Genomic DNA, 26849 nt, shown 5'->3' with positions numbered 1-26849 from the left:
CGATGTTAACTATCAATAATTGGCAAAATTTATCCCTGAAAGAAAAACAACAACAACTAACAAGACCACGAATCAATAATTACTGCCGCAAACAGGTCGAAGACATTATTGCTACAGTACAACAACGAGGGGATGACGCTTTATTTGCTTTTACACGTGAATTTGATCGAGTCGAATTAAGCAGCTTGCAGGTTGCAATTGACACTATCGAGACAGCAGAAATTAGCGCACAGGCATTACAAGCTCTCACTGCTGCGATACAGACTATTACTACTTACCACCAGGCAGTGATGCCGCAAGCAAGACAAGTGGTCACCGCAAAAGGGATTTCGATTGCCCGTACTCACAGACCCATCAATAAAGTTGGTTTATATGTACCTGGTGGAAATAGTACGCCACTGGTTTCTTCCTTACTTATGCAAGCAATTCCAGCCAAAATTGCAGGTTGCCCAATCAAAATCTTGTGTACACCACCCAATGCACGCGGAGAAATTGATCCGCACCTTTTAGTGGCGGCACGTCTCTGTGATATTGACACAATTTATCAAATTGGCGGTGCCCAAGCGATTGCAGCGATGGCTTATGGCACCGAATCAATTGCCAAAATGGATAAATTGTTTGGTCCAGGTAATAGCTATGTAACCGAAGCAAAAGCGCAAGTGGCAGCCGATCCCTACGGTGTCGCAATTGATATGCCTGCGGGTCCCTCCGAGGTGATGATCACGGCCGATGATCAGGCTAATCCTGATTTCGTCGCCGCCGATTTATTGGCACAGGCCGAACATGGTATTGATTCGCAGGTGATTTTACTCTGTGAAAGTGAGGATTTTGCTGCTAAAGTCAATCAATCAATTAGCCAGCAACTAGCTGCCTTATCAAGACAGGCCATCATTAAGCAGGCTTTACAACATAGCATTATTCTCGTGTGCAACGAACGGAGCGAACAACTGGATATCATTAATCGCTATGCACCCGAGCATTTAATTATTAATCGTATTGACGCTGTTAATTGGGTACCAGAGATTAGCGCTGCAGGGACTATTTTTCTCGGTCCCTGGGCTGCGGAAACGATGGGCGATTACCTAAGTGGATCTAACCATGTTTTACCAACCAATGGTTATGCCAGAAATCATAGCGGCCTTAGTACCCTCGATTTCCTAAAAACGCTAAGCGTACAGTCCATTACAGCTGAAGGACTGAGGACCTTGGGGGAAGCAGCACAAACGCTTGCTCACATTGAAGGCTTGGACGCTCATGCCAAAGCCATTGAATTACGGTTAAACACCTTGGAGTCTTGATATGTCAGTCTTAAATTTAATTCGTCCTGATCTGGTCACTATGAAAGCTTATGTCCCCAATGGTGATGAGTTGAATTGCCGCTTACATGCCAATGAATCACCCGAATCACCAATACCGTTTATGGATATTCCTGTAAATCATTACCCGGATTTTCGACAGCAACAATTGGTGCTGGAACAACTCGCTGAACACTATCAAATCCGTAGTGAGCAAATGGTCTTGACTCGTGGCAGCGATGATGGGATTGAGCTGGTAATGCGTTTATTCCTACGTGCCGGAATAGACAGTATTTTGCAATGTCCACCCACTTTTCCCATGTACGCTTTTTATGCCCGTCTACAGCAGGCTGATATAATTAATTGTCCATTGAATGCAGAGAACAGCTTTAGTCTGGATATCCAAAAACTACTATCCCTCTGGAAACCTGATTGCAAAATTATTATGCTCTGCCAGCCCAATAACCCAACAGCGAATTTGTTGGATTTAGACGCTGTCTCACACCTCTGTAAACACTTCAAAGATAAAGCGGTGGTGGTTGTTGATGAAGCCTATATTGATTTCGCTCAATATCCCAGTGCTGCAAGTTTGCTTGCTTCTTTTGATAATTTGATCGTGCTGCGTACGCTATCAAAAGCCTATGGCCTGGCAGGATTACGCCTGGGGACTGTGATTGCCCAACCCCAGGTTATCCAGGCCCTGAAAAATATTATGCCCCCCTATACCTTATCCAGTGTGGTGCTTGCCTTGGCTAACAAAGCGTTAGCTGATCAACAGTGGTTCGCTCAGAATGTACAGCAAATACTTAATGCCCGTAGCCAATTAATGGCTGAACTGCAACAATCACCCTGGATAGATATTGTCTACCCAAGCCGTACCAATTTCATGTTCGTACGTAGCACCTACGCAGTCCGTCTGGTTACCTGGTTTGCTGAACAGGACATTGCGGTCCGTCATTTTGCTGGCTCTCCTCTGCTCCAAAACTACTTACGTATTAGTGTAGGCGATGAATCCCAGAATCAACGCCTGTTAATGGCATTGAACACGTTTAAGGGAGAATAACAATGCAAAAAATTCTCTTTATTGATCGAGACGGTACTCTGGTTGAAGAGCCTGACGATTTCCAGGTGGATGCCTTAGACAAGATTCGCTTGTGTGCTGATGTTATCTTCGCCCTGCTCTCTTTACAACAGGCTGGCTATCGTCTGGTTATGGTTAGTAATCAGGATGGTTTGGGAACTGACCGTTTTCCGCAGCAATCTTTTCAACGCTGTCATGATTTCATTCTCTCGTTATTCACTACACAAGGTATTTATTTTAGCGACGTGTTTATCTGCCCTCACAGAGACAGTGATCAGTGCAATTGCCGCAAACCGAAAACGGGCTTACTGGATACCTTCTTACAACAAAATGCGATCGATCGAAAGCAATCTTGGGTCATTGGCGATCGCCAAACCGATAAAGAGTTAGCTCAAAATCTGGGGATTTCCTTTTTACCAATTCAGATAAACCACGGTTGGAAAGCTGTTGTACAGACCATTTTACAACAGGAAAGAACAGCAGCCATTCAACGCCAAACCAAAGAAACAGCGATTGAATTGCGAGTCAATCTGGATGCCGGGCTAGAAAACAAGATCCAAACTCCGATTGGTTTTTTCAGTCATATGCTGGAACAAATTGCCAAGCACGGTGGTTTTGGTTTGCAAGTACACGCGGAAGGCGATATTGAAGTCGATGAGCATCATTTAATTGAAGATACCGCTATCGCCTTGGGCGAAGCACTTAAGCAGGCTTTAGGAGATAAATGGGGTATTGGCCGCTATGGCTTTACCCTGCCTATGGATGAAGCACTGGTTACCATTGCGTTGGATCTTTGCGGCCGTAGCTATTGTGTTTTTGAAGGTGAATTTACACGTGAATTTGTTGGTGGCATGGCTACTGAAATGGTACCGCATTTTTTCCACTCACTGGCCAGCAGCTTAGGCGCTACTTTGCACATCAAAGTGACGGGGCAAAACCATCATCACATGATAGAAGCCTGCTTCAAAGGACTGGGCCGGGCGCTGCGCCAGGCCTGTTTGCGATGTGATAATAACTTGCCTTCCACCAAGGGGGTTTTATGATTGCTGTGATTGATATTACTGGTAATAACCTAAGCTCATTAACGAATGCGATTAAACACTTAGGCTATCACTATCAATTAACCCACCAGGCAGAAGATCTCATCCAGGCAAGTCACGTCATTTTACCTGGTGTGGGTGCAGCAGCAAGCGCCATGCGTGCCTTGCATGACTATCAATTAATTGAAGTCTTACAGCAGCTAACTCAGCCTTTATTAGGTATTTGCCTCGGCATGCAATTACTGTTTGCGCATAGTGAAGAAGGCGATGTTCCCTGTTTGAACCTGCTTCCTGGTGCCATCAAACGTTTATCGCCAACAAAGGAGCATCCTATCCCCCACATGGGATGGAACAAATTGCACTGGACGAAAACCACGCCGCTGGCAAAAGGATTGGCCCCTGACGATTATGTCTATTTTGTCCATAGTTATGCGTTGCTTAGTGATGAGCATGCCTTGGCTCGTTGCCAATACAGCCGAGATTTTACAGCCATTGTGCAGTATAGAAATATTTACGGGATGCAATTTCATCCGGAAAAATCAGCCGACACCGGACTGAAACTACTCAACAATTTTTTACAGTTGGAGGAACCATGCTAATTATTCCTGCGATTGATTTACAACAAGGCCGTTGTGTACGCTTACGCCAAGGACAATTTGAAGACGTGTCGATTTACGACTATTCTCCCGTCTCACTGGCACAACACTATGCCCTGCAAGGTGCAGCTCATTTGCATATCGTTGATCTGGATGGTGCCAAAACAGGCAACATCCAGCAATTGAAACTCATAAAAAGCATGCAAACACCGACCCTAACTGTGCAGGTTGGTGGCGGAATTCGCAGCCTTGAAAGTGCAACCGCTTGTATTAATGCAGGGATCAATAAGCTTGTTTTAGGAAGTATCGCCATCACCAATCCCGAACTTACAGCAGAAATTATCAACCAGTTAGGTGCGCATAAACTTGTTTTAGCCTTGGATGTTCACACCGACAAAGGGATGCCAAAGCCAGCGATTCATGGCTGGCAAACGACGACCGATGATAACTTGTGGGACGTGGTCAATCACTACCAAAAATTGGGTATTAAAACAATCTTATGTACCGATATTGCTTGTGATGGGATGATGAATGGCCCTAATTTTATGCTCTATTCCGAGGCTATTAACCGCTTTCCAACCCTCCACTGGCAGGCATCCGGTGGCATTCGCCATGTGGATGATCTCGCTCTTTTATCTTCCCTTGGCGTAACAGCAGCCATCCTCGGACGCATGCTTTATGAAAGTGATTTTGAACTTGCAGCTTATTTAGCGAGGCAAAAAAATGTTAAGTAAACGTATTATTCCCTGTCTCGATGTTCATGATAATAAAGTTGTGAAAGGGGTTAAATTTCGTAATCATCGGGTTATTGGTGATATTTTACCCCTGGCTACCCGCTACTCCAGACAAGGTGCTGATGAACTGGTTTTTTATGATATTACAGCAAGTAGTGATCGACGTAGTGTGTGTCCCAACTGGGTTAACCAAATTGCAGCAACAATCAATATTCCTTTTACTGTGGCAGGCGGAATCCGCAACCTGGAAACAGCGAAAGCTATTTTACATGCCGGGGCGGATAAACTGTCAATCAACAGTCCAGCATTGGAGAATCCCAACTTAATCAATAAGTTAAGCAGTGAGTTTGGCAGTCAATGCGTTGTGATTGGTATTGACAGTCAATGGGTAGAGGATGATTTTTATGTCTATCAATACACGGGCGATGAAAGTAAAAGTAAAAATTCAAGACGCAAAACAAGCGACTGGGTTCATGAAGTCCAAGAGCGTGGTGCCGGTGAAATTGTCTTGAATTGCATGCAAGCCGATGGCGTGCGTGAAGGCTATGATCTGAAGCAATTGGCGCGAATTCGCCAGTTAAGCAAAGTGCCATTAATTGCGTCAGGTGGCGCCGGAAAAGCGGCTGATTTCGTGCACGTTTTTCTGCGCACAGAGGTTTCCGGAGCGCTGGCTGCCAGTGTTTTTCACGATAACATTTTAAGTATCACTGACGTCAAACAACAACTGGCTGCCAATCACATTGAGGTAAGATTATGAACAATTTTCAAATCGGGGATCTGAATTGGCACAAAATGAATGGCCTTATTCCCGCCGTTATTCAAAATAGCCAAACGGCTGAGGTCCTCATGCTGGGTTACATGAATCAGGAATCCTTACAAATCACCCTGGACACCCAACAAGTCACTTTTTATAGCCGCAGCAAACAACGCTTGTGGCGTAAAGGTGAAACCTCAGGCAACACCATGATCATGCAATCCATTGCCAGGGATTGTGATGGCGACAGTTTATTGGTGCAGGTACTCCCTGCAGGCCCAGCCTGTCATTTAGGTTTCGCTACCTGTTTTCAACCAGCCACACCAGCCCTGCTGAGTTTTTTAGCTAACTTGATTCACCTGATTCAAGACCGCGCAGACAAGAAAGATACTAGCAGTTATACCGCCGAATTATTGGCAACAGGTATTTCTCGCTGTGCGCAAAAAGTAGGTGAAGAAGCGGTTGAAACCGTAATTGCGGCAGTGAGTAATCATCGGGATGAACTGATGAACGAAACAGCAGATTTATTGTTTCACTTATTAGTCCTGCTGCAAGCCTGTGAACTTAGTTTTTATGACGTATTACAATGTTTACAAACTCGCCATACAGGACACGAAAAACATTGATCTCTTCGTTGAAAAAAATTTTAATTCGGTCATTTAGTCGTATCTGGATTTCCTCAGTAAAAACTTTTTTCGCCTTGACGTTACGCAAATGCCTGAAGATATCAGACTACGGCCAACAAAACCGCCGTTAAATAATTTCCTTCTGGAAAAGCTGCCAAGGTAGGATGACAACTCGATGGCCCAAAAATACCAACGATACGCGCTTGTTTTCCTACTGCCGCAGCTTGACTACTCACCAAGGAAGAAAATTCCTGGGTAGATAAGGCCGATGAACAGTTACAGGTCACCAGCAAAGCGCCAGAGCGCATGGCTTTGAATACCTCTCGGTGCAAAAAGCGATAATAGTTTTTAGCACGCTGTAAATGTTGCTGCGAAGGAACCAATTTGGGTGGATCCAGGATGACCAAATCATAGTCCCCCGCATGGGTTAAATAATCACGCGCATCCGCTTCAATGAATTCGATCGTATCAAGATTATTCAATGCTGCGTTTTGTTTCGCTTGGAGAATCGCTTGTGCAGAACTATCGACAGCCGTTACTTTAGTAGCTCCCGCTTTCGCCGCATGTAAAGCAAACCCGCCTGTATAGGAATAAAGATCCAATACTTTCTTGCCTTTCGCCAACGCTGCAATACGCTGATGATTTTCACGCTGATCAAGAAAAAGGCCTGTCTTTTGTGCCTGGGAAAAATCAACCTGATAAATGACACCGGCTTCAAGCACTTGCGCAGTCTCTGCGGCCGGTTCTTCCGTTTCTTTTTTCCAACCATCTTGGGCCAAGGGCTTTTTTTGCGCCAGCCAAACAAGGTTATCCTGGGGTAAAAGTTCACCCAGGGCCTGTTTAATCATTTCCTTATTTGCCTCGACCCAATAAGCTGAACTGGCTACTACACAAACTTGATTAAAACGGTCGATGGTCAACCCAGACAAACCATCGGCCTCGCTATTAAACAAGCGGTAAGCTGTTGTCATTTCGTTAGGTAAATTAAGGCTTTCCCGAATGGTTAAAGCTTGCTTTAAGCGCAGCAAGACAATCGCTGCCAATGAATTGTTATCACTCATTTCTCCAGCTTGCGCAAGAACACGGACGCGATAAAGGGAATGTTCATTATAAACACCCGTTGCCAGGAATTCCTTTTCCTCACTAAAGACATCCACTAAATCACCCGTCACCAATTTGCCCGTTGTTTTACTGATTGCCTTGGGAAAAACCCAGGGGTGACCGCGTAACAACGCATTTTGTTTAGTTTTATGAAGATAAACTGCAGGTTTCATGGCTATTTCCGAAACACTAAAAGTCGGCTAATCTACACTACTGTGTTGTGGTATCGCAAGGTAGAGGACTTTATGCGCGGATTTTTTACAGTATGCACGCTTGCCCTTCTATTCTCCCATGCCCAAGTTTCTGCTGCAGGACCTTGGTTTACTGGTCCTTTATTAGCTCCCGCTGGGCATACGGTGCCTAATGGCCATACTAACCTTGAAATTTACGGTTTCGATACCATCAATGATGGCATTTATAGCCGTCATTGGAAATTAATTCATGTACCAACCGGCCAAAGTCAGGTTTTAAACCCGATATTTACCCATGGCATAACCGATCGAATGGATGTGCAATTTGGTCTGCCTTATGTCTATAACCGTTTGTCAGGTGCCAATTCGACTGGTATCGGTGATACCTCTGCCGGCATGGGCTTACAGTTAATAGAACAAAAAGATAAACTCTGGCGCCCTGATCTGCGCCTTTTGGTGCAAGAAATTATCCCCACAGGAAATTATAAAAAGCTGGATCCAACCAGTAACGGCGTTGATGCAACCGGTTTAGGTAGTTACCAAACCGTTTTTTCCCTTAATTTTCAACATCTCTTGCACCTCACGGACGTTCATTATTTTCGTTCGCGTTTAAGTCTAGCCTACGTTTATGCCAGTCCTGTATCCATTCAAGGTTTAAGTAGCTATGGCGGGACGCCTGACACGGATGGCAACATTCGACCTGGCGATCTGGTGAGTTTGGATGCGGCCGCAGAATTAACCTTAACCCAAAACTGGGTTGCAGTGATGGAAACTTATATTGCCAATCGGCAAAAAACTCGATTTAGAGGCATTATAGGCAATGATGCGATGGGAAAGCCCGGCACGATAGGCCATGGGGCTGTTGATAAAATCACCCTGGCACCCGCTATAGAATATAATTTTTCTTCCAATGTAGGCATCATTGCTGGCCCATGGTTTACCGTAGCTGGGCGCGAAACTGTTGATTTTATCTCCTACGTGCTCGCGTTTAACGCTTACTGGTAAAAATTTCTTGCTGTTGCTATTAACCAACTATATCATTTTCACCCTTAATGACCTTTTAAGAGAAATTAATGCCTTTTTACCCCGAAAAAAAACCTGACGAATTGCTTGAATTCTTAAATGATATGCCCCTCGAAAGACTTGAGGCATTGAATCGCAGCTATGGCCCCCACTTTGAGAAACTGGAAGAAAAAATAGAGACAACAGAGCAAGGTATAGAGGCCGATCAGGAGCAACTGGTTGCTTTGCAAGAACGCTATGATGCACTTGAACGGCAAAGTATAGCCGAGGCAGAAAAAAGAAAAGAAGCATTAGCCAGTCTTCCCGGCAATGGTGCTGAACGTTATTTACAGCTTGGTTTTTTTGGCGTTTTTTTTGTTGCTGATAGCCAGCAAGGAAAGGTATCAATTGAAATTAAAAAGATTAAAGAACGAATTAAAAACAACGAAATGCAACTAAGTGACTTAATAGAAGAAAAAAAAGCATCTATCGATGAATTAATCATTGTCAATTCAGTCCTTGCTATAAAACGCAAAGAAGCTGAGGCAGATCATTTGGAAGTCTCTTCCTGCTGCTCACCTGCTTTACGTAGCTAATACCTTACTCCTAGCCTTGCCTGGCCAGCCTACTCTAGGCGGCCAGGCAAGGTTGTAAAAAATAAATACCCACTGTGAATACTAAAATCATATCCTTTATATGAAAACCAGCTTGCAATATAATCGCTCAATCAATTACTACAGAGAGAACATCATGCGCTTTTTTTCACAACTACCGCCTCTTCAACTCTATAAAACCTTATACCAAATGACTCTTGAAGAGCTTGAAGGATTAAATCGCAGTTATGAACCTGAGTTTGTGCAACTGGGAATGCGGGAAGCAGAAGAAGAAAGAAACCTTGCTGAGTATCGCCGGGAAATGGCTACTCTGCGTTCACATCAGGAAAACCACAACCCGCCAGAACTAAGTGCTCAAATTACAACATTCGTTCTTGCCATCAAGGCAAGTGAAAAAAAATTAGAAACGATCCAGCAAGAAGTGGCTGCCCTCACCAATGAACTAAGGAAAGTCAATGCCGTGTTGGCGCAAAAGCGGAAGGAAACTATACAACATCCCCAAGAGAAATACTCTCCTGCCCCAACTTCACCGAATTCGCCCTAGTGAATAGCAAGTCAAACTGATTATTAGCCATTATAGGGTTTCCCACCCTGCGGGGGGAATGGAAAAACGTCGATACTGACAGATCGTGAGTTCCACCCCCTCTCCCAGATCATAAATCCAAAGCAATTTAATTTTATAAGCCTTAAGTAATCGCAGACAATTTGGAAACATGTTAGCATCCCTTTTTTGCTAATCGAGGATGTATCATGTGGTTTAACAACGCACTTATTTATCACTACGAATTCAAAGAACAGCCTGACTTAATGACTACTATGGCCGAGGAAATCCTTAAACCCTGTCCTCCCCATGCACGCTTCATTTATGGCTGGCTACCAGCTTACGCCGATGAACTGGTGCAAGAAGTAGCTGGTTGCTCCTTGATTTGCTTAGGTAAAGAAGAGCGTATTCTACCGCGAGGAGTCATTAAGCGCATGTTAGATGAGCGCATTCAAACGATCGAAACACAGCAAGGCCGTACTATAAAAAGAGCTGAGAAAGCACAACTTGCCGAAGATTTGGAATTTGAATTACTACCGAAATCATTCTGCGTCCAAAAAAGATTATTTGCTATGCTGGATACCCTGTCTAATCGATTGATTATTAATTCCTCAAGCAACAATCAAGCCTCACAATTGACTGCTTTATTACGAAAATCACTACCCGGCCTTCACCTTGAGCCCTTGGCCCTCAATGAAAATTTAGCCTTACGTTTCGCTCAATGGCTTAGTAATCCAGAGCTTCTTCCTCCTTCATTTCAATTAGCCTCTGATTGTCTCTTGTTTTCCCTTGATAATGAAAAGAAACGAGTCAATTGCAAAGGCTATGAATTACCTGCAGAAGAAATTTTGACACTTTTGGCACAAGGATTAGGTGTTGCTGAAATTTCCCTGGTATGGAATGAGCGCATTCAATTTACTCTGACTCAGGATTTAACCTTCAAACGCCTTAAAAGCCTTGATTACCTTATCGATGAATTTAACGAAATCCAGGAACTGGAAGAAGAATACCTACAGCGCGATGCAGCCCTTACCCTGCTCGGCGGAGAGTTACGTAATCTGACTAATGATTTGCTGGCAGGACTCAATGCAACAAGCGATCAAACAAAAACGACTAGTCCCGCAGTAGAACTCGAAGGTAGCCCAGCTTAATGGGCCACTTTCTGGCGTAAATCAATCAAGGACAAGCCCCGGATTTCACCATCACGCACAGTAAATTGCTTTGAAGTGCTTAACCCAGCTGTGTTGATAAAAAGCTGGTAGCGTCCCGGGCTTAGACCAGTGGTATAAAATTCACCACCATTCGTGACCGTTAAAGGTATCGCCTGCCTGAACCAGGGATCCTCGCTCGCTTTACCCTCTCCAACGACCCTTTGTAACAACATATTCGACCGATCAACACCACCCCAGGGTAAAACCCGCCCCACGACGCCAGTTGGTTTAGTCCCCACCTCCGCGTCTAAAACAATGGGTGGAATAGCCTGTACTTCATAACGGGGATTGATGCCAAAGCTCGCAGACTTATAACCGGGCAAAGCAAAAGAAATCGTCGTTCTGTCGGGATGACCGATAAAAAAACCACCCGGCAGAATTTCCAGTTCTGAATTAACCAGCGGCAATGGTTCAGGCCCCTTGACGATAACCTGGCCATAGACAATGGGGAATTGCCTGGCAGCGATTAAATCGCGCATACGCCGTTCAAGCGTTGCTGCTAGCGCAGTGTTAGCGGTCTTTGCCAGCCAATCCAACCAAGCATTAAAATTGTTCCATACCTTCTCAGGCGGCAACACCAGCTGCAATGTACGCCAGGAAATCTTTTCCTCATGGAGGATATACACACGATACAATTCGTCTTCGTTAAAAGGAGGTAGAAAATCATATTGCGTCCGCAACAAAGCGGAGAGTTTTTTGGCTTCTTCTTTTTGCCCAACCGATAATCCCTGACTGTAGACACTGAGCAGTTTTTCTTTTTCAGGATAGGGCGCTGGCAATTGCTCCACATACACCAATTGCCAGGCAAGTGCCTTGATGCGGTCTTGTTTGACGGTGGTACCAAAAAAATAATTACGCCCCAACACCCAGGCTTGATATTGCTGATACTCCTTCTGCAACAAGCGAGCATCTTCCATCGTTAAAGCATGGGCTGAAAGAATGAGCAAATAAAGTATAAAAAATAAACAATAGCGATACCCTAATTTGCTCACGACGTTATTAACCTATACAACAGTTTCCGGCATTTGTTTGTGATAAGTAGACTGATAAACAGCCAGCGCATCATCAGCCGCTTTTTTCAGACCTAACGCTTTATTGGAATAATAAACCAGAACCAAGGCTTGTTGCACACTCGGTGCCTGGGGATAGTTTTTCACTAAGTAGCTGGCACGCTCCGCGGCTGCTACATACATTTTCCGATCGTAATAGTAACGTGAAGTATTTAATTCCCGCTGCGCAAACATATTGCGTAAATAAATCATACGCTGCAAAGCATTTGCCTTATAGCGGCTATTTGGGAATTTTTCGATCAAAATAGCAAAATCGGCATAAGCCTGGCTTTGTGTACCAGGATCCCGCCAGGATTCATCCAATGGCAGGAAGTTAGCGAAGGTACCTCGTGTTTGCTGGAAGTTCGCCAGTGCTTTCATATAATACGCGTAATCCACATTTTTGGCTCGCGGGTAAAGATGGATAAAACGCTCTGCTGTAGCCGCCGCCGAAGGATAATCCTGCTTCTTGTAATAGGCATAGATCAAATCCATCTGTGCTTTTTCAGCATAATCACTAAAGGGATACATGGATTCGAGGGCTTCCAAACGCTTGGCAGCACTCTCGTATTGTTCTTTAGCCATCGCTTGCTGAGCTTCGGTAAACAACTGTTTGGCTGTCATCCCCTGGAAAGGACTGTTATCATCATCATCTTTATTCCACCACTTGGCACAAGCAGTCAAAGAAAGCAAAAGCCCTATCAGGAATAACGCTCGAATCTGTTTCATAAAAAAACACCTGTCAACTATGAGTGCTCTAATCCATCACGACATAGCTCTCTTACCTAATAAGCGCCTGACTTATTTTCAAAGAAGCTATATCACAACAACCTTGCAAATGTGGCACATTATACTCATCTACAAGGATTTTGCGAACTGTAAAAAGGAAAAGACACAGAAATTGAAAATGGGTTAAAAATCGTTTGCAAAGCGCAACCTGTTAAGATACTATTCTGCCCTGTCGGAGAGGTGGCTGAGCGGTTGAAAGCGGCGGTCTTGAAAACCGTTGAAGGGCGACCTTCCCAGGGTTCGAATCCCTGCCTCTCCGCCAAATTTGATTTCCTGTTGTGTCCTATTCCCCTTCTTTTCTAATCAATGTTATAAAAGCATCGTGGCGCAATGGCGCAATTCAGGATTCAAAAAAGCCGTCTTCCAACACAGTACTTCAGATAGGTCGTTTATCAATATTTTATTGTGTGTGAATAAGTGTTTTAGGGATATCAGCCTTAAGCTATAAGAAAAAGCGATAACTTAAAATGAGGTAAATTCATGAGAAGTGTAGTTGAAGTTCATGGTGATAGTGGTGTGCCTCTAGGAAAATCTATTGTCCGCTTATTAACATCGAATAGCACTCTAGAACCCGTGCTAGCATTAGAAAGATCCGATAAAATAATTCTGGTAACAGCGGCAAGGCCACCAGTACCAGCACCTCAATTGTCTTATTATTCCTTTTTTAACATTTTTAGTTATTTTCAAAAAGCCCAACCAGTCCCAAACCTCAACCCTTATCAATTATACATTGAAATATTTACCGGCGAGGATATACCCAAACAAAGCGCCAAAGGTAAACTATTAAAAACTGCTGAGATAGATGATCTATGTGCCGATTCGCTTGAGAGTGACATGTTAGCTGCAGCATCACTATTTACTAAACATGATAACGCCTGTTCATTGGTCGTTAATTTATTACGTAAATGTACTGATCTGCGTATAAAGAGAGAGTGGATTAATGACATATTTGCTGTAGATAACGATAGTCCCAACCAAAGTCCAATTCCACCTTAAATTGAAGCCCCGCCCCGTGGCTTTGGCGTTATTTAACGCAGAGCAACCCTTATTCATCATAAAATTTCATTGAAAATATTGTTTATTTTATGAATAGAAAACAATAGTGAACACCACTCTTCATTAACAAAAAAACGGATGCACTCACATCCGGTATAGCCCAACTTCATTAATGCAACAAGGCACTCTCCACCATTCGCCGCAACATCGCAGGAAGCACTGGTTTTACATAAATGTGGTTCGCCCCTAAAGCCAAGCATTGCTGGCCTAACTCCTCATCCACATGTGCGGAGATAACAATCACCGGTGTATTGCCATTTAAGGGATTACGACGAATTAAAGGAAGTAACTCCTCGCCTGGTTTATCCGGTAAACCCAAATCGAGCAGGATGCAATGGAAAGGCTGCTTTGACAGGCAGTCGAGGGCTTCTGCCGCCGTCGCTGCCAAAACGGGTTGATACTCGTTGAGTAAGGACAGATAAATGTGCTGACAAACAAAATCATCTTCAACGATTAACAGTGGTGAGTAGGACATCATTTTTTCCTTGTTTTTTGTTGCTAGGTTGAAGGTCGGCGAACCGTAACCCGGGTTTCACTTCGTTGCACCCAGGCTACAGACAGCTGTGTAGTCTTGGGCGCCTAGTCGGCCGGGAGTGGTTTTATCGCTCCAAAACGAAGCCCCTCTTTAAGCGCGTAATAGGTGCATAGGGGTTTTTATTGATTGAATGATTCATCCTGATTCCTTTTTCAAGGTGAGCGATAGCCCGGGTAAGACAGAAAAAGACCCTACCCGTGCGTCGAGATCTCAAAAATCCATACGTGCCTGCCAGCTTTTTATGGACACTAAAAAGCCATTAAGCCGAATGCTTAAGAGATAAAACCAGGTGAATAAAGGGTTTTCTTGTGGACGAACCATTGAAAAATAGACGTGAAATCGTCTAGTATGACGTCAGCCATGATTTACTCCCGTGTAAATTGTGGTTAGCTGGTAGCGGGGGATTGCCGTCCCTCCTATCAGCGCTTGTACAACTGCATTTAAATCTCAAAAAATGCGTAATAAGCTTATTTTATTCTGTGGTGAGTTGCAATAAAAATTTTCAGACGCTCGCCACAGAAACCTAACTCCCCTGCCCTGAATCCAATCAGAAAATAGAAACTAAGCAATCCAGGAATTAATGCGAAAACTATACTATCTTTAAACGGTAACATTTCTTTTAAGGATAAAAGATGCATACCCACGCAGCGAAAGGTACTGAAGTTCACTCAGGCGAGCAATTTGGCATACGCGGTTACTGGGTCAATAAAGATCCCGATAACCCGGACGTTGTGTATATCGAAGATATTGAAGATGAAGTGCCTGAACATGCAGGAAGAACAACCTATATTTATTTCGGCCCTAACCAACCCACCCCGGAAGAGATTAATTTTTTGAAGCAGACAATGCCTGGTGAGATTGTTAGTGGGGATACCTGGTTTTGAGAGTTTCCGATTCAAAAATCTTTCAGAGCTTTCGTTTAACCATCAAAATAGCGGCTGGCAGATTTTGGAATAAACGTGTAATTGCCAACACCAAAGAATACATCCCATTTTTCTTGATTGTCGCGGCATGGGTCTATTACTTCAATTTCTTTCCCTATTGCAGCCAATAATAAAGCTCTAATCGCGACATCTGCCTTTGGAAGACTATAGCCTACTATAGACAATTTTAGCGAAGTATTAATTGCTTGATAAGCTTTTTGCCAAATCTTAATTAGATTGTGATTATCAAGTTGCTTTAAATAACTAGGTGTTATGAAAATATATTCACTTTCTGATGTTGACTGTCTTTCTAGAGGAGCCTCTTTGATTAGATATTTTTTAAATAAATCCTCTAAGAAAAAATCATTACTTTCTGAATCAAACCTCCATCCTGAACTTCCATGAAGTTTATAGATCATTTTTTTTGATAGAGTTTTAGTCACTACATTGGTTACTTCAATTCCATAACCATTGTAAGGACTCCACTGCCCACTAGTAAATAAAGTTCGCTCACATAAACTATCCCAGTTAGTAGTAATGACTGTATCAAACCTTTTTAACATTTTCTTATAATAATTAGGTGGTTCATTAGCACTGTCTTTAAAAGATAAATAATTAAAAAAATTTTCGAATAATCTGAGACATAAATCACGTATCTGCTTTGCTTCTTGCAATTCATTGTGCTCTTTAGATGTTACTCTCCTACTCCACTCTTGCGCTCCCTGCAAAGACTCCATATCCCCAATGAGTCTCTCCGTTTCTAAATCGTAATCCTCAATTGACGCAGCAAGTAAGTCAGGTAACGTAAGCACTAATTCTAAATTATTACTTTTTAAAATTGAGCCTATTCGTCCATCCGCCTCACTTCTGTATCTTTTAAATCTTTCCCATTCTTTTTTTTGAGTTGCATCAGCAGTAGAAAAATAGTTATCTAAACAATCATAAAGTCCTGAGGTTAACGGATATCCTGCATCAAATGACGCACCAGCTCCTAAAAAGATTGTACTCTTTTTTGACATCATAATTTTCCTTAATAAGCAATAGTGATTTTCTGATAAATATAGTCAGTCAGTAGCCTTGATGGAGCGAAGCGTAATCAGAGTTATCCTTTCTAACATTAAACTGCTCAATTGGTTTAAGCATCAGCCCGATTTTTGGATAGTCGCCTACTACACTCATGGATTGAGATAAATAAACCTTGATTGCGCTTCGCTCCATCAAGGCTACACCAGCTAAACCTACTGAACGCCATCATCACCAAAACTCATCCTCCCTTCAGTTTTCAGTCAATCCCATGCTGTTTAGTGAAAAACCTGCATAAACCGGGGTCAATCCCTGACCCCGGTGTGTTGCAAAAACACATTGTAAAGTGTCAATTTATAGAGTCATTCCCAGATAACTTATTGCAAGGCAATTTGCATAATTACAGCAGGGTAGCCTCGTTGTGCTCACAAACGACTTAGCTACGCAAACACCTGAAATTGAATTTACAAGCCTATATGAAAATGCCAGAATACCTCCTCAATGACCATCTGACTTTATTAAAGTACTCTATGAAAATCGCATTTTTTGTTAGTAGTGTCGGTGATACCAATCTAGCTTTAAAAACCATTGATGTTCTAACGCCGAAGGGGCAAGGAATTACTCTTATTTCATTGACCAAGGCAGCACTACAACAAGTTAGCAGCACCAAAATTCCACCCTCGGTAAAAACAATAGCGCTTCCTGAGCTTCTCCAATTGGATAATTTTGTTGAAGGGCGATTAACTCAAGAACAGCTCGATAGGATTGTGAGCCACCTGCAAAAACAGGAAGTCGAGTATGCCTACATAGGGGTACCCTCTGTCGACAATGAAATACCCTTTCAATTGGCTGAATCGGTCAATATGCCTGTACTCATGGCCTATGAATTTATGTTTAAACCGGATAACCACTGTTTATGGAAACAGGTTCCCACTCTAAGTACCCGTTCCAATGTTAAATGGGCCATCCCTTTGGATATTGCCAAAGACGATTTTCAAGTTCCCAGCAATCGATTGTTTGTTACTGGGCATTTAAGCATTGATAATGCCTATGCCACATCAAACACTTCAAGTAGCAAAACTCCACAAGAAATCAGAGAAATTTTAGACGTATCGAAAGACCAATCATTGGCCTTTATCAGCAGTACTACCCAGCCAGTAGCAATCGATGCAGACTTTTTTGATTGCTTATTAAAAGAATTAAAATGCCATCCAACTATGCAAGTGCGTCTTGGCCTTCATCCGGGTATACAAGATTTGGACGCTTATTTGCAAAAGATCCTTGCAATCTATAAAAAGCATCCTGAGATAGCAGCTCAATTTAAAATTATTTTACCCGATAATATTGCGAGTCGAATTCAAGTCCCCGGGTTGACCATTGGGAATCCTGAATACCAAGCAGCCTTTCTAAGAGTTAACGTCACAGGCTCAGAAGCAGCGTCAGCCGCAGAACGCATCGCTCAAGCTGTGCCTGGTGCACTGCTCAATCAGGCTGTCCTGGAGGGTAAACCAACTTATTCACATTTGGGTAAGCCCTATTTACCACAAAAGTATTTCTCAAATTCCATCGCCTCCTTTTTTACCGCCAAAGTACAGCCGCCTCGTTTAAAAAAGGATCTCGGATTAGATGAAAGAACAGCGCCTGAAATATATGCCGATATCATTATGCAAAAATAATTAGAAGGATCGCGGGCTCGAGCCACCTAATTGGTATTTGCAGTTAGAGGGCTATTGGGAAATGCTTGTTTAAAGTCGGACATCTCAAGAAGCCGTTGTAATACATGAGCAAGATTTAAAACAGCATCCTAAAAATGGTTAGACATTTATGATTTGGCTAACGCGTTACGACAAGGAGGAACGAGCAAAGAAGCGGCTCAGCTACAAGAGGAATGAATGAAACATGGAAACAGGCTGACATTCCAGCACCTGTGATTTTTTGATGCTCGAATATTACTCATTGTGTAATGTTTAATTCGACCAGTTAATTGCTGATATGCTATAGTTCGCTCCAATTTGGGTTGATGGTATTTCGCTTTTTATGATAAGTACTTGGGATGCGCCTTTCCTTTATTTAAAAGAACCATCTACCTCCTTTTTTTCTATGCAGGAGGTGTCGAGTTACCTATGGAGCTCCGTAGAATCAGGGGTTATCCGAGACGCCAGCCTTAACTTTCTTAAAGCTGTAAAGCAGGGATGGACTTATAACAATCCTTATGAAAAAAACATTGCCGACATACTCGAGAACTCGAATAATTCTGCTGAGCAAAGACAGACCAACTATTTTTGGCGCAGTAAAAAAGCGCATCTTTCTTTAGAAACTTTTGCAGCGCTGGATGGTATTGGCAACTGGGAACAGCAGGCTCGTCTTATTAGCATTCTCCTCGACGTAATTTATAAAAACGTTCTAAATGGCCTAACTCTTGGCATCGACTTTCGCGAAGTATTTCTTGTTACTGAGGGGGGAACACCGCCGCCTCACTTTCGTCCTGGTATCGATGAGTGTGTGACAAGCGTAGCTGACTATAAAAAAAGAACAGAACGACTTCCTTACCAAGTAGCAAAAGCTATTTTTGAGAAGTTTAAACCACTCCCAGCCAACAAAGGGCAAACACACGATCACTTAAATCAAACTATTGTTGACCATTATTCAAGTGGTTTTCATTCCCCTAACAAGAAGCAAGGATATATTAATTACACTACCCCTTTAAACGATTATTGTTATTTTAATTCAGCGCTAACCGGTTACATTCATTTTTCCCTTCAGAGTAGTCATGATAATGCCCCTCCAGTTATAGCGCTTGCTAACCCTGCGGGTGCCAATGAGTTACTACCTTTCTTGCAACGCTGTACGACCTACGATATTCGTGAAATAACCATTGTACTTAAGGGAGACCAATATAAAGAGCAGGCTGAGCGTCAACAAGTTTTTGAAAAAACGTTAGAAGCGGTGAAAAACAGTAAATGTCAGACCTTGGTACAAGTTGTTTTAATTACCAAAGACAATATCGATGCTAATCTGCTTGCCCTAAGGCCCATTGCGCAAGACAAAACAGCACTCTTTCAATCTTTACCCCAAGAAGCGGGCTATTATTTATCGTCCAGCCATATTGCATCGGCGACTTATAGAAACATTCAGGCGTCAAGCACAGAGTCCGGAAAATGGTTTAAAGCGCTTAATAGTTATAAGCAAAAATACGAAAAAGAGTCGAACAAGCAGGTTCAACCTGGGGCCTATATCCTTGCCCGCGAGGCAAGTGCAAATACACGTAAGTCGAAGACGCTTAGCCGGGAACAACTCAAATCCAAGGTTCGCTTATCCCTGACACATCAAGAATCCGTCGCCCAAACGCAAGCCGTCAATGAGCAAGTGCAGGAAACCCACTCACAAGCCGTCAATGAACAGGTGCAAGAAACCCACTCACAAGCCGTTCATCAAGAATTAGATGAATCGATGGCGTTCTCTTCAACATTTAATTCTTCATGGGATTTAAAAGTTAATTTAGATGGTTTCTGTAAACGACTGGCGTCTTTTGCAAAAAGCACTCTACCACATGTAATAGAGCAAGAGGAGTCATTTAAACAAGCGGGCTACCTTACCGAATTTTATCTCAAACACCATAGTCGCCGTCATTTTTATGAACAACTCGCCAACGATGAGAACTTTCGTTTACGCATAGCCGCCAAATTTTTTGGTACCGCATTGATAGAGCCTAACAGCCAATCTGACGCCATCCCCAGGATTAAATTGCCTCACTATGCTGTAGATAATATGGAAGAATACGTCGCTTCAGCCTTGCTGTATCACGCTGAATCCACTCTTGATGGGTACCTCGCAGCAGATTGTCAAGTTAAGGAAAGTTATTTTTTTGGCCGCACAATGTACGCCATTAAACTAAAGCCAAATGACAAATACCTTCCTGTAAACCCACCGCTTGTTTTCCCCAAATTATTGTATAATTCCCAGTCACCGTCGGGTATCGCAGATGACCCGTTATTACCATCCTATCCAGCCTTGCTAGCTGAAGAGGACATAGCTTCTCTCAGGGATGAGCAAAAGCTCGAACTCATCGGTTGTGCAGAGCGCTTGCTGAATATTTTTCATCCCCATCCTCCCTTGAGTGAAGTTGAGATCCAGGATCTGGAAGAGCAATTGCTCGTTTTAACACGTTTTTATTTCCCAAATCATAAGGAAGAAATCGAACGTTTAGAACAATTTATTGCGAGCTTTGCAGTACACAATGAAGACAACTTAAAAATCCTTCTACAGATTATTATTCGCAAGCATAAGCAAGGCTTGGAATGCTTTTTTAAATTATTGTCATTTTTGGAAGAGCGCTCCCTATTACCCTATTTTTATAAAGTACATTTTCAATATGCAACAGACATTTCCTCGGTCGAACAACTTATTGCAAACGGCTCTTATGCCATTTTTCTAAAAGTGGCAGCAGAAACCCCTGTAGGAAAATCACCACTAACCTGGCCCGCTTTTCAAACTCTAGGCCATCATCTACTGATATATACGGCGCAAAATAATATTAGCTTTGATCGGGTCACACTGCACAAGTTAGAAGGTTTGTGGAAACGTCTTTATATAAAATTTATGGCCTACACCGGAAATGAAGAGGAAGCGCAAAAACTATTAGCCCTTCTTGCAAAACAGTTAATCAGTGAAAACGGTTTATCCATTGCTCCTTTCACAACTATTCAAACCTTTTTCATCGGCTTGGAGAATTTACTTGACCACGCAATGGCCAAGCACGTTTTAAAAGAACAGATTGACGAAATCAAAGGAGTGTCCCTATTACCCATGGATGCTCCTTACGCCTATACCTGGAACGGTTTTCAAGTGATTTCCGCTGAAATGAATATTCATTCTGCGGCGATTCATCCGATAACAAAAACCTACGCTGTTTCTAAGACTGAATTATTAGACGCTATTGTGAGCCACCAACCCGGTGAGCAGTACCTTAAAGTAGCGGTGTTTCGCTACCTCGGAACCCAACCTTTGCGAGAAGACCTTGTTTTTTATCGCAAATTGCATCAAGTAATGACCCAAAATGCGGTAGACGATAAGGCTATTTATATTGCCGATCTATTATGTGCCTACTATGTTGCAACAACCACAGGAGGTCATTATCGCAGCAATATTGAACCAGCAAAATTCTCTGCAAACTTTATAAATTTTTTGCGAGAAAATGGTTTTGATAAACGATTATCTTCAATACACATTGCTGCCTGCATCCATGAATTTTCCTTACATTTAAGTGAAGCGCAATCGAATGAGATAAATGGTGTTCAGAGTTTATGGAGTATTTGGCGAGACGATCAGGTGTCTGCATTTAGGATAGCTAATACGCCAATCCCGGAAATCTTTTTAAGAAAATTTCCTGCAAAAAAACTAGGGTATTTTTTATTAACTCAGAAAGAAAATCTGGAAAAATCCCTGGGCGCACTGGAGGATTCCAGCCGCATTGTACATTCCCTAATCCATGCCTGGCTCAGCGAGTTAGACATTTCTGAAACATACCGATCCTTGATTGGACCTTGCCTAAAAGCGTTATATCCAAAAATGGATATGAAAATTTTGCTACGTGACATCAATAAAATTACAAGCCTTTTACATGCGCTAAGCGCTATTGCAAATAACAATCCTAACCATTTAATTTTTCTTGCGTTTGATCAATTTCTGGAAATAAATTCCAATGTGGATGCGTTCTTATCGTTGGCTGAACTGACTGCTGTCGAACTGACAAAGCACCAAGGACAACTAGCTAAAAGTAGGCTAACGACGAATTTTTTACTCGCCCTTAGAAAAAAGCCGCTGCTTTATGGCGCATTACCCCAGGCAAAGAACTTAGTAAGCCTTCTTCTGGAGACTTGTTTAAGTATCGATGCCAAAGTGAATCCAGCATCCTTTTTCAATCTTATGGAAACCTTGTTGCCGCTTGGCTTGGAAGAAGCGCAGCAAATATTCACTGCACTTATCCCCTTGGTTAGTAATGAGGAAGGCCTGGATTTTCTAAATGCCCACCCATATCTAAGCGCTAACCAGTTAAACGATATCACTCAGTTTCTCAAAAAGGTTAAACCTGCTTCGTTAGCCCTGAAAGTGCTCGATGGACTTTACCAACAAAATCCTGCCCATGAGCTTACTGAACTAATAAAATTCCTGGAAAAAAAGCCTGAAGATGAAATTCACTCCTTACTGATACTTGGCCATGCTATTTCCCAGCAAACAAAACAACCTTTGCTCACTGAATTGCAAAAACTGGCAGAACAACATCCGCGCGGCTTAAAATATTTAGCGCGGCTGCATAAATCACAATTAGTGAATGCTGAAGAAATGTTGGAACTATTGGCCAAGCCTTCTTTGGAACAAGCCATAGCAGTGTTTCACCGCGCGAAATACAAAGAGAACCTGCAAAGATATCAGTATGATCCCGCCGCTGTAAGAGCAAAAATTGCGCAAATAAAACTCAAGTCTCATGAAACCGATGAACCGCTGCCGTTAAGCGACGAACAACAAGAACTGCTGTGGCGTGACTACCAGCTCGTTATGTCGTATATGGCAGAAAAACCGCTTAAGTTAAATATTAATGGGGTTCTTAAAGAGCTTACCATTAATGACTTGAATGACACTGAATTCCAACATTTATTCAAAGCATTACAAGATCAAATCAGCAAGGGAATAAACGTTCATCGTAATCAGTTACTGTTGGTTGCCTTGGGTGCCGAAGCGATTTATCGCACCACCTACAAATTTCCACGCGATACTCAAATCTTAACCTTGCTGCAACGCATACATTCCCCCAATAATATTATTCATGAAGTTAAAACGGGAGAAGGTAAAAGTATTATTGCTGCTATGCATGCCGTTTTATTGGTGGGGTTAGGTAAAACAGTCGATGTTGTCACTGAAAATAATGAATTGGCAAAAAATGCGCTGGAAAAATTTTCATCCTGTTATCACTATTTAGGGATCCCTCATGGGGAAACTATTATCACCGCACAAAGTGCGCATGCTAAATACACTGCTAACGGGATTAATTATTCTACCGCATCGAATCTTTCTTTATTCCGCATGCGGATGGCATTGGCAAAGAAAGTCCTGCCTAATAATCCTGCGTTGGTTGCTGATGAGATCGATGCTGCTTTAACCTCTACAGTGCTATTTCGCCTGGCTGCGTCGTTAGATCCTTTATTAAATGATACGGAGTCCTGGGCTCAACTTTATAAATTGCTACTCGAATTTGTCAAAGAAAAAGATATCTACCTTAATAATCCCTGCGCTGAAATAGATGATATTGCTAATTTAAGAAATTATTTTATTGCCAAAAATCCTCGTAGTGCCTTTATCAATTTTACCCAAAAAATTTCCGATGAGTTATTAGACGCCATCATTGAATCCGCTACCATAACTCATGAACTAGAGGAAAAAGAAGACTTCTTTACAGTAAAAATAAAAGAGAAAAGTGACGTACATTCTTATGCAGCGCCTATTGTTAGTAGCAGGCCTGATCCCCATGTTAGCTATTCTGATTATATACAACAGCTTTTGCATACCCTGCTTAATAATAAAACTCCGCCACCAGCCCATCCATTTATCATAGAACCGAGTATAGAAACAATCATTGTTAATGCAGCCAAAATTTTCTTTGATTATTATCGTTTACGTGGCGGCCCTATAGTCGGCTTAACAGCAACTTCCGGTCCTCGTGTCGATCGCACTGAATTTTATGAGCAGCAGGGGTTAGTGGCTTACCGTTATCCAACTTTTTATCCCGATCAGTCAGAGGACCTGGGATTAATCACTGCGTTTGGAACAGAAGATCATCTTAATAAAACGTTTGAGTGGCTTACACAGCGTAAACAAAAAAACCCGGCGCAACCGATTTTATTAATTACGCGTTCCCCCCAAGCGACTGATCAGTTCCGGGATTTCATAGCAAGAAATACTGACTGGAAAGTACAAAGCTATCATGGTTATGAAGAAACAGGGAAATCAGAAGAAAATGTAATCTATACAGCAGGGCTGGATTATTTCCTGACCGCAGCGAACCAAAGTCTGGCTCGTGGCGCCGATGTGGATCCAGAGAATGAAAATGGCATATTGGTCGTTAATGCCTGTACCGATTTGACGCCGAGTGAATTAGAACAAATTCAAGGCAGAGCAGCCCGCAATGGAAAAAAGGGACAGTACATTTCCATCATTGATGCGCAAAGCATAGGCCAACCTTCGGACTCCCCAGAAACATTGGCGGCAGCTTTTAAGAATCATCAACTACAGATTAGCGTTAAGCAACACCAAGAACGCGCAAAAATGCGTTTATTAGAAGAAGCACGTTATTTAATGGTTGACCAACTGCTCCAATGTCGACAAAACGCCGATAAAATTTTGGCACCTCAATTTGGGGAAGACCATTCTATCGTTGACTATCAACAATTACTGCACGCATTAAGTAGCTTGAACCGCAATGCTGAAAAGCATTATGCAGAACTGTTAGAACGCCATCCCGTAATAGACGGCGATGTGGCTAATGAATTTTTAGAAGCCAGAGCCAGAGATTATCAGCAAGTGCTGGATTGCTGGCTACCGGAAAATAAAATTAGTGATATAGAATTCGTTGAACCCTCCGTCCCTCTCAACACATTGCCAACCCTGGTACCTCAATTACCAGGGGCAACGGTCGATCAACTCCGAATTTTTGCTGATCTTTTCCACCGCAAATGGAAACAGGACGGCCATCAGGTAACCCAACAAAATTTCGATACCCTGGATCAATTCGTTGAGATTTTCGATCCCTATTTTAAAAAGGAACTCAGTCTCAAAGAAACGATTTGCTCTGCTTTAGATGAAAAAGGACTTCTCAGTGAGGAGCAAGTTGAGGCTCAAATAGTTCTTATTAAAACCAGCCTGAATGAAATGTTAGAGTTTGCGCAAACGATTCCCGTTATTGGCCGCTTTGTGCCTGACGAGCGGATAAAAACCTTTGTTGCCGACTATCTTAATAAAACTAAAATCCAAATTCGCGAGAAAAAATGGGATGAAGTCAGTCTGCCAACAATCGATCTTTCTACGATAACGAGCTGGTTTTCAGGCATCAGCAGCACACTCACGGCGGGTTCTTTATTTATGGGTATTATAGGCGGACCAATACCCTTTATTGTTAATCGTCTTATTGTACCCACGGTTTTTGGATGGATAAAAAATGCTCTTAAACGACGATTTGCCGATTCAGAATGGCTTGTTGCACAAATACTTGTTGGGCTTGATGACATTAGCAAAGACTTATCAGAAACGGTTAATGCGCTTGTTTCCCTGGCCAATGAAGAAAATGTTAAAGTAGGCCAACTCATCGATAAAATTGGGCCTCTAACAAAAAATAAAGCACTGCTATTGGCCTTATCAAAATATTTAGAGCTAACTGGCAAACAAGAATACATTCCATGGGTACAAGCAATCCCTGGTATATGGCCGGTATTGGAAAGTTATCGTGACTCTAAAGTTGATGCCTTACTCAACGTAAATACCTTAATGGTAATCTTACAACATGCCTCCCATTCAGAACTCGTTTTGAACGCGTTAGAAGATAGTCCTTATAAGTCAAGCCTGCAAAGGATAACTCAATTAAATCCTCACTTCATAAACCAACTTGGCACCCTGGCCCTTCCTGATTTGATGAATTTGCTGAAATTAAGTGCTCATCCTAATTTCTTTGCTTTGTTGGAGAAACTGCCCGCAGAAACGACCTTAGTGCAATTACAGCAATGGCTTGAAGCAATGCCAGAAAAACTTCCTGTAGAAACGGAAGAAGCGCTTAGCGAGTTACTACATTATCAAACAAACTATGAACGGCTTGCTGAAGAAAATAAACATAATCTGCTTAAGTTGCGTGAAACATATCACTTAACTTTAGATAAATTTAAACTTGGTTTGGAAAAATTAAAACCCAGTTTTAAAGAGAAGACGCCTGCACCTGTGCAGGAAATTAAGGTTGACCCGCCAAATTTCCAATTGACTCTCTATATTGGATTTAGATATACCGCCGTATTAACTATTGCAGCAACCTCTATCATTTACAGTGCTTTGTATCTATCTGCCTTAGCGACCTGTGGGTGTTTCATCATTGCTGGGTGGCTAATATTTCCTTATTTTAAAGATCTATTTTCTACCCGGCAGCAACCAACGATTCCTTCAGAGACAAGCAAGTTGGAAGAGATTCTAGTTCTTTCCTTTGAGGAAAATCCGTTAACAGCAGATCTCCCTACTCACTCCGCCGGATTAATTCCTAATGCAATAGCCAGTCAGGAAGAGCAAGTATCAGCCAGTAAAGCACAGGTGTCAGCAGGCGAGACCTTAGCGAGTATTGTCGATTCAAATGGATTACAAACGCTTGTAGAAACAACGACATTAGTAAAAACACATCCTCGTAAAGAGTTGTCAGCAGGCACCTCTACCCCACTCGCCGTCTGGATTCCTGATGGAGTACCCGAGAAGGAAGAACGAGTGGCAACCAGTGAAAAACATCCTCCTATCGGAAATTTAAAATGCGGCTTTTTTAACCCCTTTCAAAGCCTGGCCATGAGTCCTATAAGCAGTGAAAATGCACCGCCTATTCCAGTAGTTCCATAAAAATAAAGCGACGTTTTAGCCGAGCTACCCTTGTGCTCTACGTTCTGTCAGAGCTA

General features: G+C 42.5%; 20 protein-coding genes and 1 tRNA gene. 16 read left to right on the top strand and 5 right to left on the bottom strand.

Annotated features, from left to right (window positions below):
- The first annotated feature begins 2 nt into the window (after nucleotides 1–2).
- The 7 genes from hisD to hisIE are packed head-to-tail and all read left to right on the top strand — an operon-like array spanning nucleotide 3 to nucleotide 6126.
- A complete protein-coding gene (hisD, locus tag DYC89_RS06600; protein ID WP_115221062.1) occupies nucleotides 3–1298 on the top strand; it encodes a histidinol dehydrogenase in 1296 nt (431 codons plus the stop codon).
- A 1-nt stretch (nucleotide 1299) separates the two neighbouring features.
- Complete coding sequence (gene hisC, locus DYC89_RS06595; RefSeq protein ID WP_115221061.1) at nucleotides 1300–2358, top strand: histidinol-phosphate transaminase; 1059 nt, start codon at nucleotides 1300–1302, stop codon at nucleotides 2356–2358.
- A 2-nt stretch (nucleotides 2359–2360) separates the two neighbouring features.
- Complete coding sequence (hisB, locus tag DYC89_RS06590) at nucleotides 2361–3419, top strand: bifunctional histidinol-phosphatase/imidazoleglycerol-phosphate dehydratase HisB (RefSeq protein WP_115221060.1); 1059 nt, start codon at nucleotides 2361–2363, stop codon at nucleotides 3417–3419.
- The gene (gene hisH, locus DYC89_RS06585) at nucleotides 3416–4015 is read left to right on the top strand and encodes an imidazole glycerol phosphate synthase subunit HisH (protein ID WP_115221059.1); all 600 of its coding nucleotides are present in this window, start codon (nucleotides 3416–3418) and stop codon (nucleotides 4013–4015) included. Before hisB ends, hisH begins: the two co-directional genes overlap by 4 nt.
- Nucleotides 4009–4746 (top strand): 1-(5-phosphoribosyl)-5-[(5-phosphoribosylamino)methylideneamino]imidazole-4-carboxamide isomerase, encoded by a 738-nt coding sequence (hisA, locus tag DYC89_RS06580; protein ID WP_115221058.1) that lies wholly within the window; start codon nucleotides 4009–4011, stop codon nucleotides 4744–4746. Before hisH ends, hisA begins: the two co-directional genes overlap by 7 nt.
- Nucleotides 4736–5503, top strand: coding sequence for an imidazole glycerol phosphate synthase subunit HisF (gene hisF / locus DYC89_RS06575; RefSeq protein WP_115221057.1), 768 nt, complete (start codon nucleotides 4736–4738; stop codon nucleotides 5501–5503). Before hisA ends, hisF begins: the two co-directional genes overlap by 11 nt.
- Entirely contained in the window at nucleotides 5500–6126 is a 627-nt protein-coding gene (gene hisIE, locus DYC89_RS06570) for a bifunctional phosphoribosyl-AMP cyclohydrolase/phosphoribosyl-ATP diphosphatase HisIE (RefSeq protein WP_115221056.1), read from the top strand. Before hisF ends, hisIE begins: the two co-directional genes overlap by 4 nt.
- A gap of 101 nt (nucleotides 6127–6227) precedes the next feature.
- Here hisIE and DYC89_RS06565 read toward each other — a convergent pair whose 3' ends face one another.
- Nucleotides 6228–7400: a class I SAM-dependent rRNA methyltransferase gene (locus DYC89_RS06565; protein WP_115221055.1), complete on the bottom strand. Its 1173-nt coding sequence runs from the start codon at nucleotides 7398–7400 to the stop codon at nucleotides 6228–6230.
- A 72-nt stretch (nucleotides 7401–7472) separates the two neighbouring features.
- Between DYC89_RS06565 and DYC89_RS06560 the strand changes: the two genes are divergently transcribed.
- The 4 genes from DYC89_RS06560 to DYC89_RS06545 all read left to right on the top strand — a co-directional run bounded on the left by DYC89_RS06560 (nucleotide 7473) and on the right by DYC89_RS06545 (nucleotide 10726).
- Entirely contained in the window at nucleotides 7473–8423 is a 951-nt protein-coding gene (locus DYC89_RS06560; RefSeq protein WP_115221054.1) for a transporter, read from the top strand.
- A 68-nt stretch (nucleotides 8424–8491) separates the two neighbouring features.
- Nucleotides 8492–9016, top strand: a complete 525-nt coding sequence (locus DYC89_RS06555; RefSeq protein ID WP_115221053.1) for a hypothetical protein — start codon at nucleotides 8492–8494, stop codon at nucleotides 9014–9016.
- 154 nt (nucleotides 9017–9170) lie between these two features.
- Nucleotides 9171–9578: a hypothetical protein gene (locus tag DYC89_RS06550; RefSeq protein ID WP_115221052.1), complete on the top strand. Its 408-nt coding sequence runs from the start codon at nucleotides 9171–9173 to the stop codon at nucleotides 9576–9578.
- A 206-nt stretch (nucleotides 9579–9784) separates the two neighbouring features.
- On the top strand, nucleotides 9785–10726 hold the full coding sequence (locus DYC89_RS06545) for a recombination-associated protein RdgC (RefSeq protein ID WP_115221051.1): 942 nt from the start codon (nucleotides 9785–9787) through the stop codon (nucleotides 10724–10726).
- On the opposite strand, the gene DYC89_RS06540 is transcribed toward DYC89_RS06545, so the two are convergent.
- Entirely contained in the window at nucleotides 10723–11778 is a 1056-nt protein-coding gene (locus DYC89_RS06540; RefSeq protein WP_115221050.1) for a hypothetical protein, read from the bottom strand. The genes DYC89_RS06545 and DYC89_RS06540 overlap by 4 nt on opposite strands.
- A gap of 12 nt (nucleotides 11779–11790) precedes the next feature.
- Nucleotides 11791–12564, bottom strand: a complete 774-nt coding sequence (locus tag DYC89_RS06535) for an outer membrane protein assembly factor BamD (protein WP_115221049.1) — start codon at nucleotides 12562–12564, stop codon at nucleotides 11791–11793.
- Between the two features lie 234 nt (nucleotides 12565–12798).
- Here DYC89_RS06535 and DYC89_RS06530 point away from each other — a divergent pair.
- Nucleotides 12799–12886: transfer RNA gene (locus DYC89_RS06530), tRNA-Ser, on the top strand.
- A 218-nt stretch (nucleotides 12887–13104) separates the two neighbouring features.
- Nucleotides 13105–13620: a hypothetical protein gene (locus DYC89_RS06525; RefSeq protein WP_115221048.1), complete on the top strand. Its 516-nt coding sequence runs from the start codon at nucleotides 13105–13107 to the stop codon at nucleotides 13618–13620.
- 169 nt (nucleotides 13621–13789) lie between these two features.
- Here the strand turns inward: DYC89_RS06525 and DYC89_RS06520 are convergent, their stop codons facing one another.
- Nucleotides 13790–14158, bottom strand: a complete 369-nt coding sequence (locus DYC89_RS06520) for a response regulator (RefSeq protein ID WP_245953959.1) — start codon at nucleotides 14156–14158, stop codon at nucleotides 13790–13792.
- Nucleotides 14159–14847: 689 nt separating this feature from the next.
- On the opposite strand from DYC89_RS06520, the gene DYC89_RS06515 reads away from it, so the two are divergent.
- Nucleotides 14848–15099, top strand: coding sequence for a hypothetical protein (locus DYC89_RS06515; RefSeq protein WP_115221046.1), 252 nt, complete (start codon nucleotides 14848–14850; stop codon nucleotides 15097–15099).
- 35 nt (nucleotides 15100–15134) lie between these two features.
- On the opposite strand, the gene DYC89_RS06510 is transcribed toward DYC89_RS06515, so the two are convergent.
- Nucleotides 15135–16160, bottom strand: a complete 1026-nt coding sequence (locus DYC89_RS06510) for an SIR2 family protein (RefSeq protein ID WP_115221045.1) — start codon at nucleotides 16158–16160, stop codon at nucleotides 15135–15137.
- 531 nt (nucleotides 16161–16691) lie between these two features.
- Here DYC89_RS06510 and DYC89_RS06505 point away from each other — a divergent pair.
- Nucleotides 16692–17837 (top strand): hypothetical protein, encoded by a 1146-nt coding sequence (locus DYC89_RS06505; RefSeq protein ID WP_115221044.1) that lies wholly within the window; start codon nucleotides 16692–16694, stop codon nucleotides 17835–17837.
- 361 nt (nucleotides 17838–18198) lie between these two features.
- The gene (locus DYC89_RS06500) at nucleotides 18199–26793 is read left to right on the top strand and encodes a preprotein translocase subunit SecA (protein WP_115221043.1); all 8595 of its coding nucleotides are present in this window, start codon (nucleotides 18199–18201) and stop codon (nucleotides 26791–26793) included.
- Nucleotides 26794–26849: the final 56 nt, after the last annotated feature.

The organism is Legionella donaldsonii (genome assembly GCF_900452385.1).
GTDB classification, from domain to species: Bacteria; Pseudomonadota; Gammaproteobacteria; order Legionellales; family Legionellaceae; genus Tatlockia; species Tatlockia donaldsonii.
The sequence above is the reverse complement of the archived record's forward strand: the minus strand, read 5'-3'. Positions and strand labels throughout refer to the sequence as shown.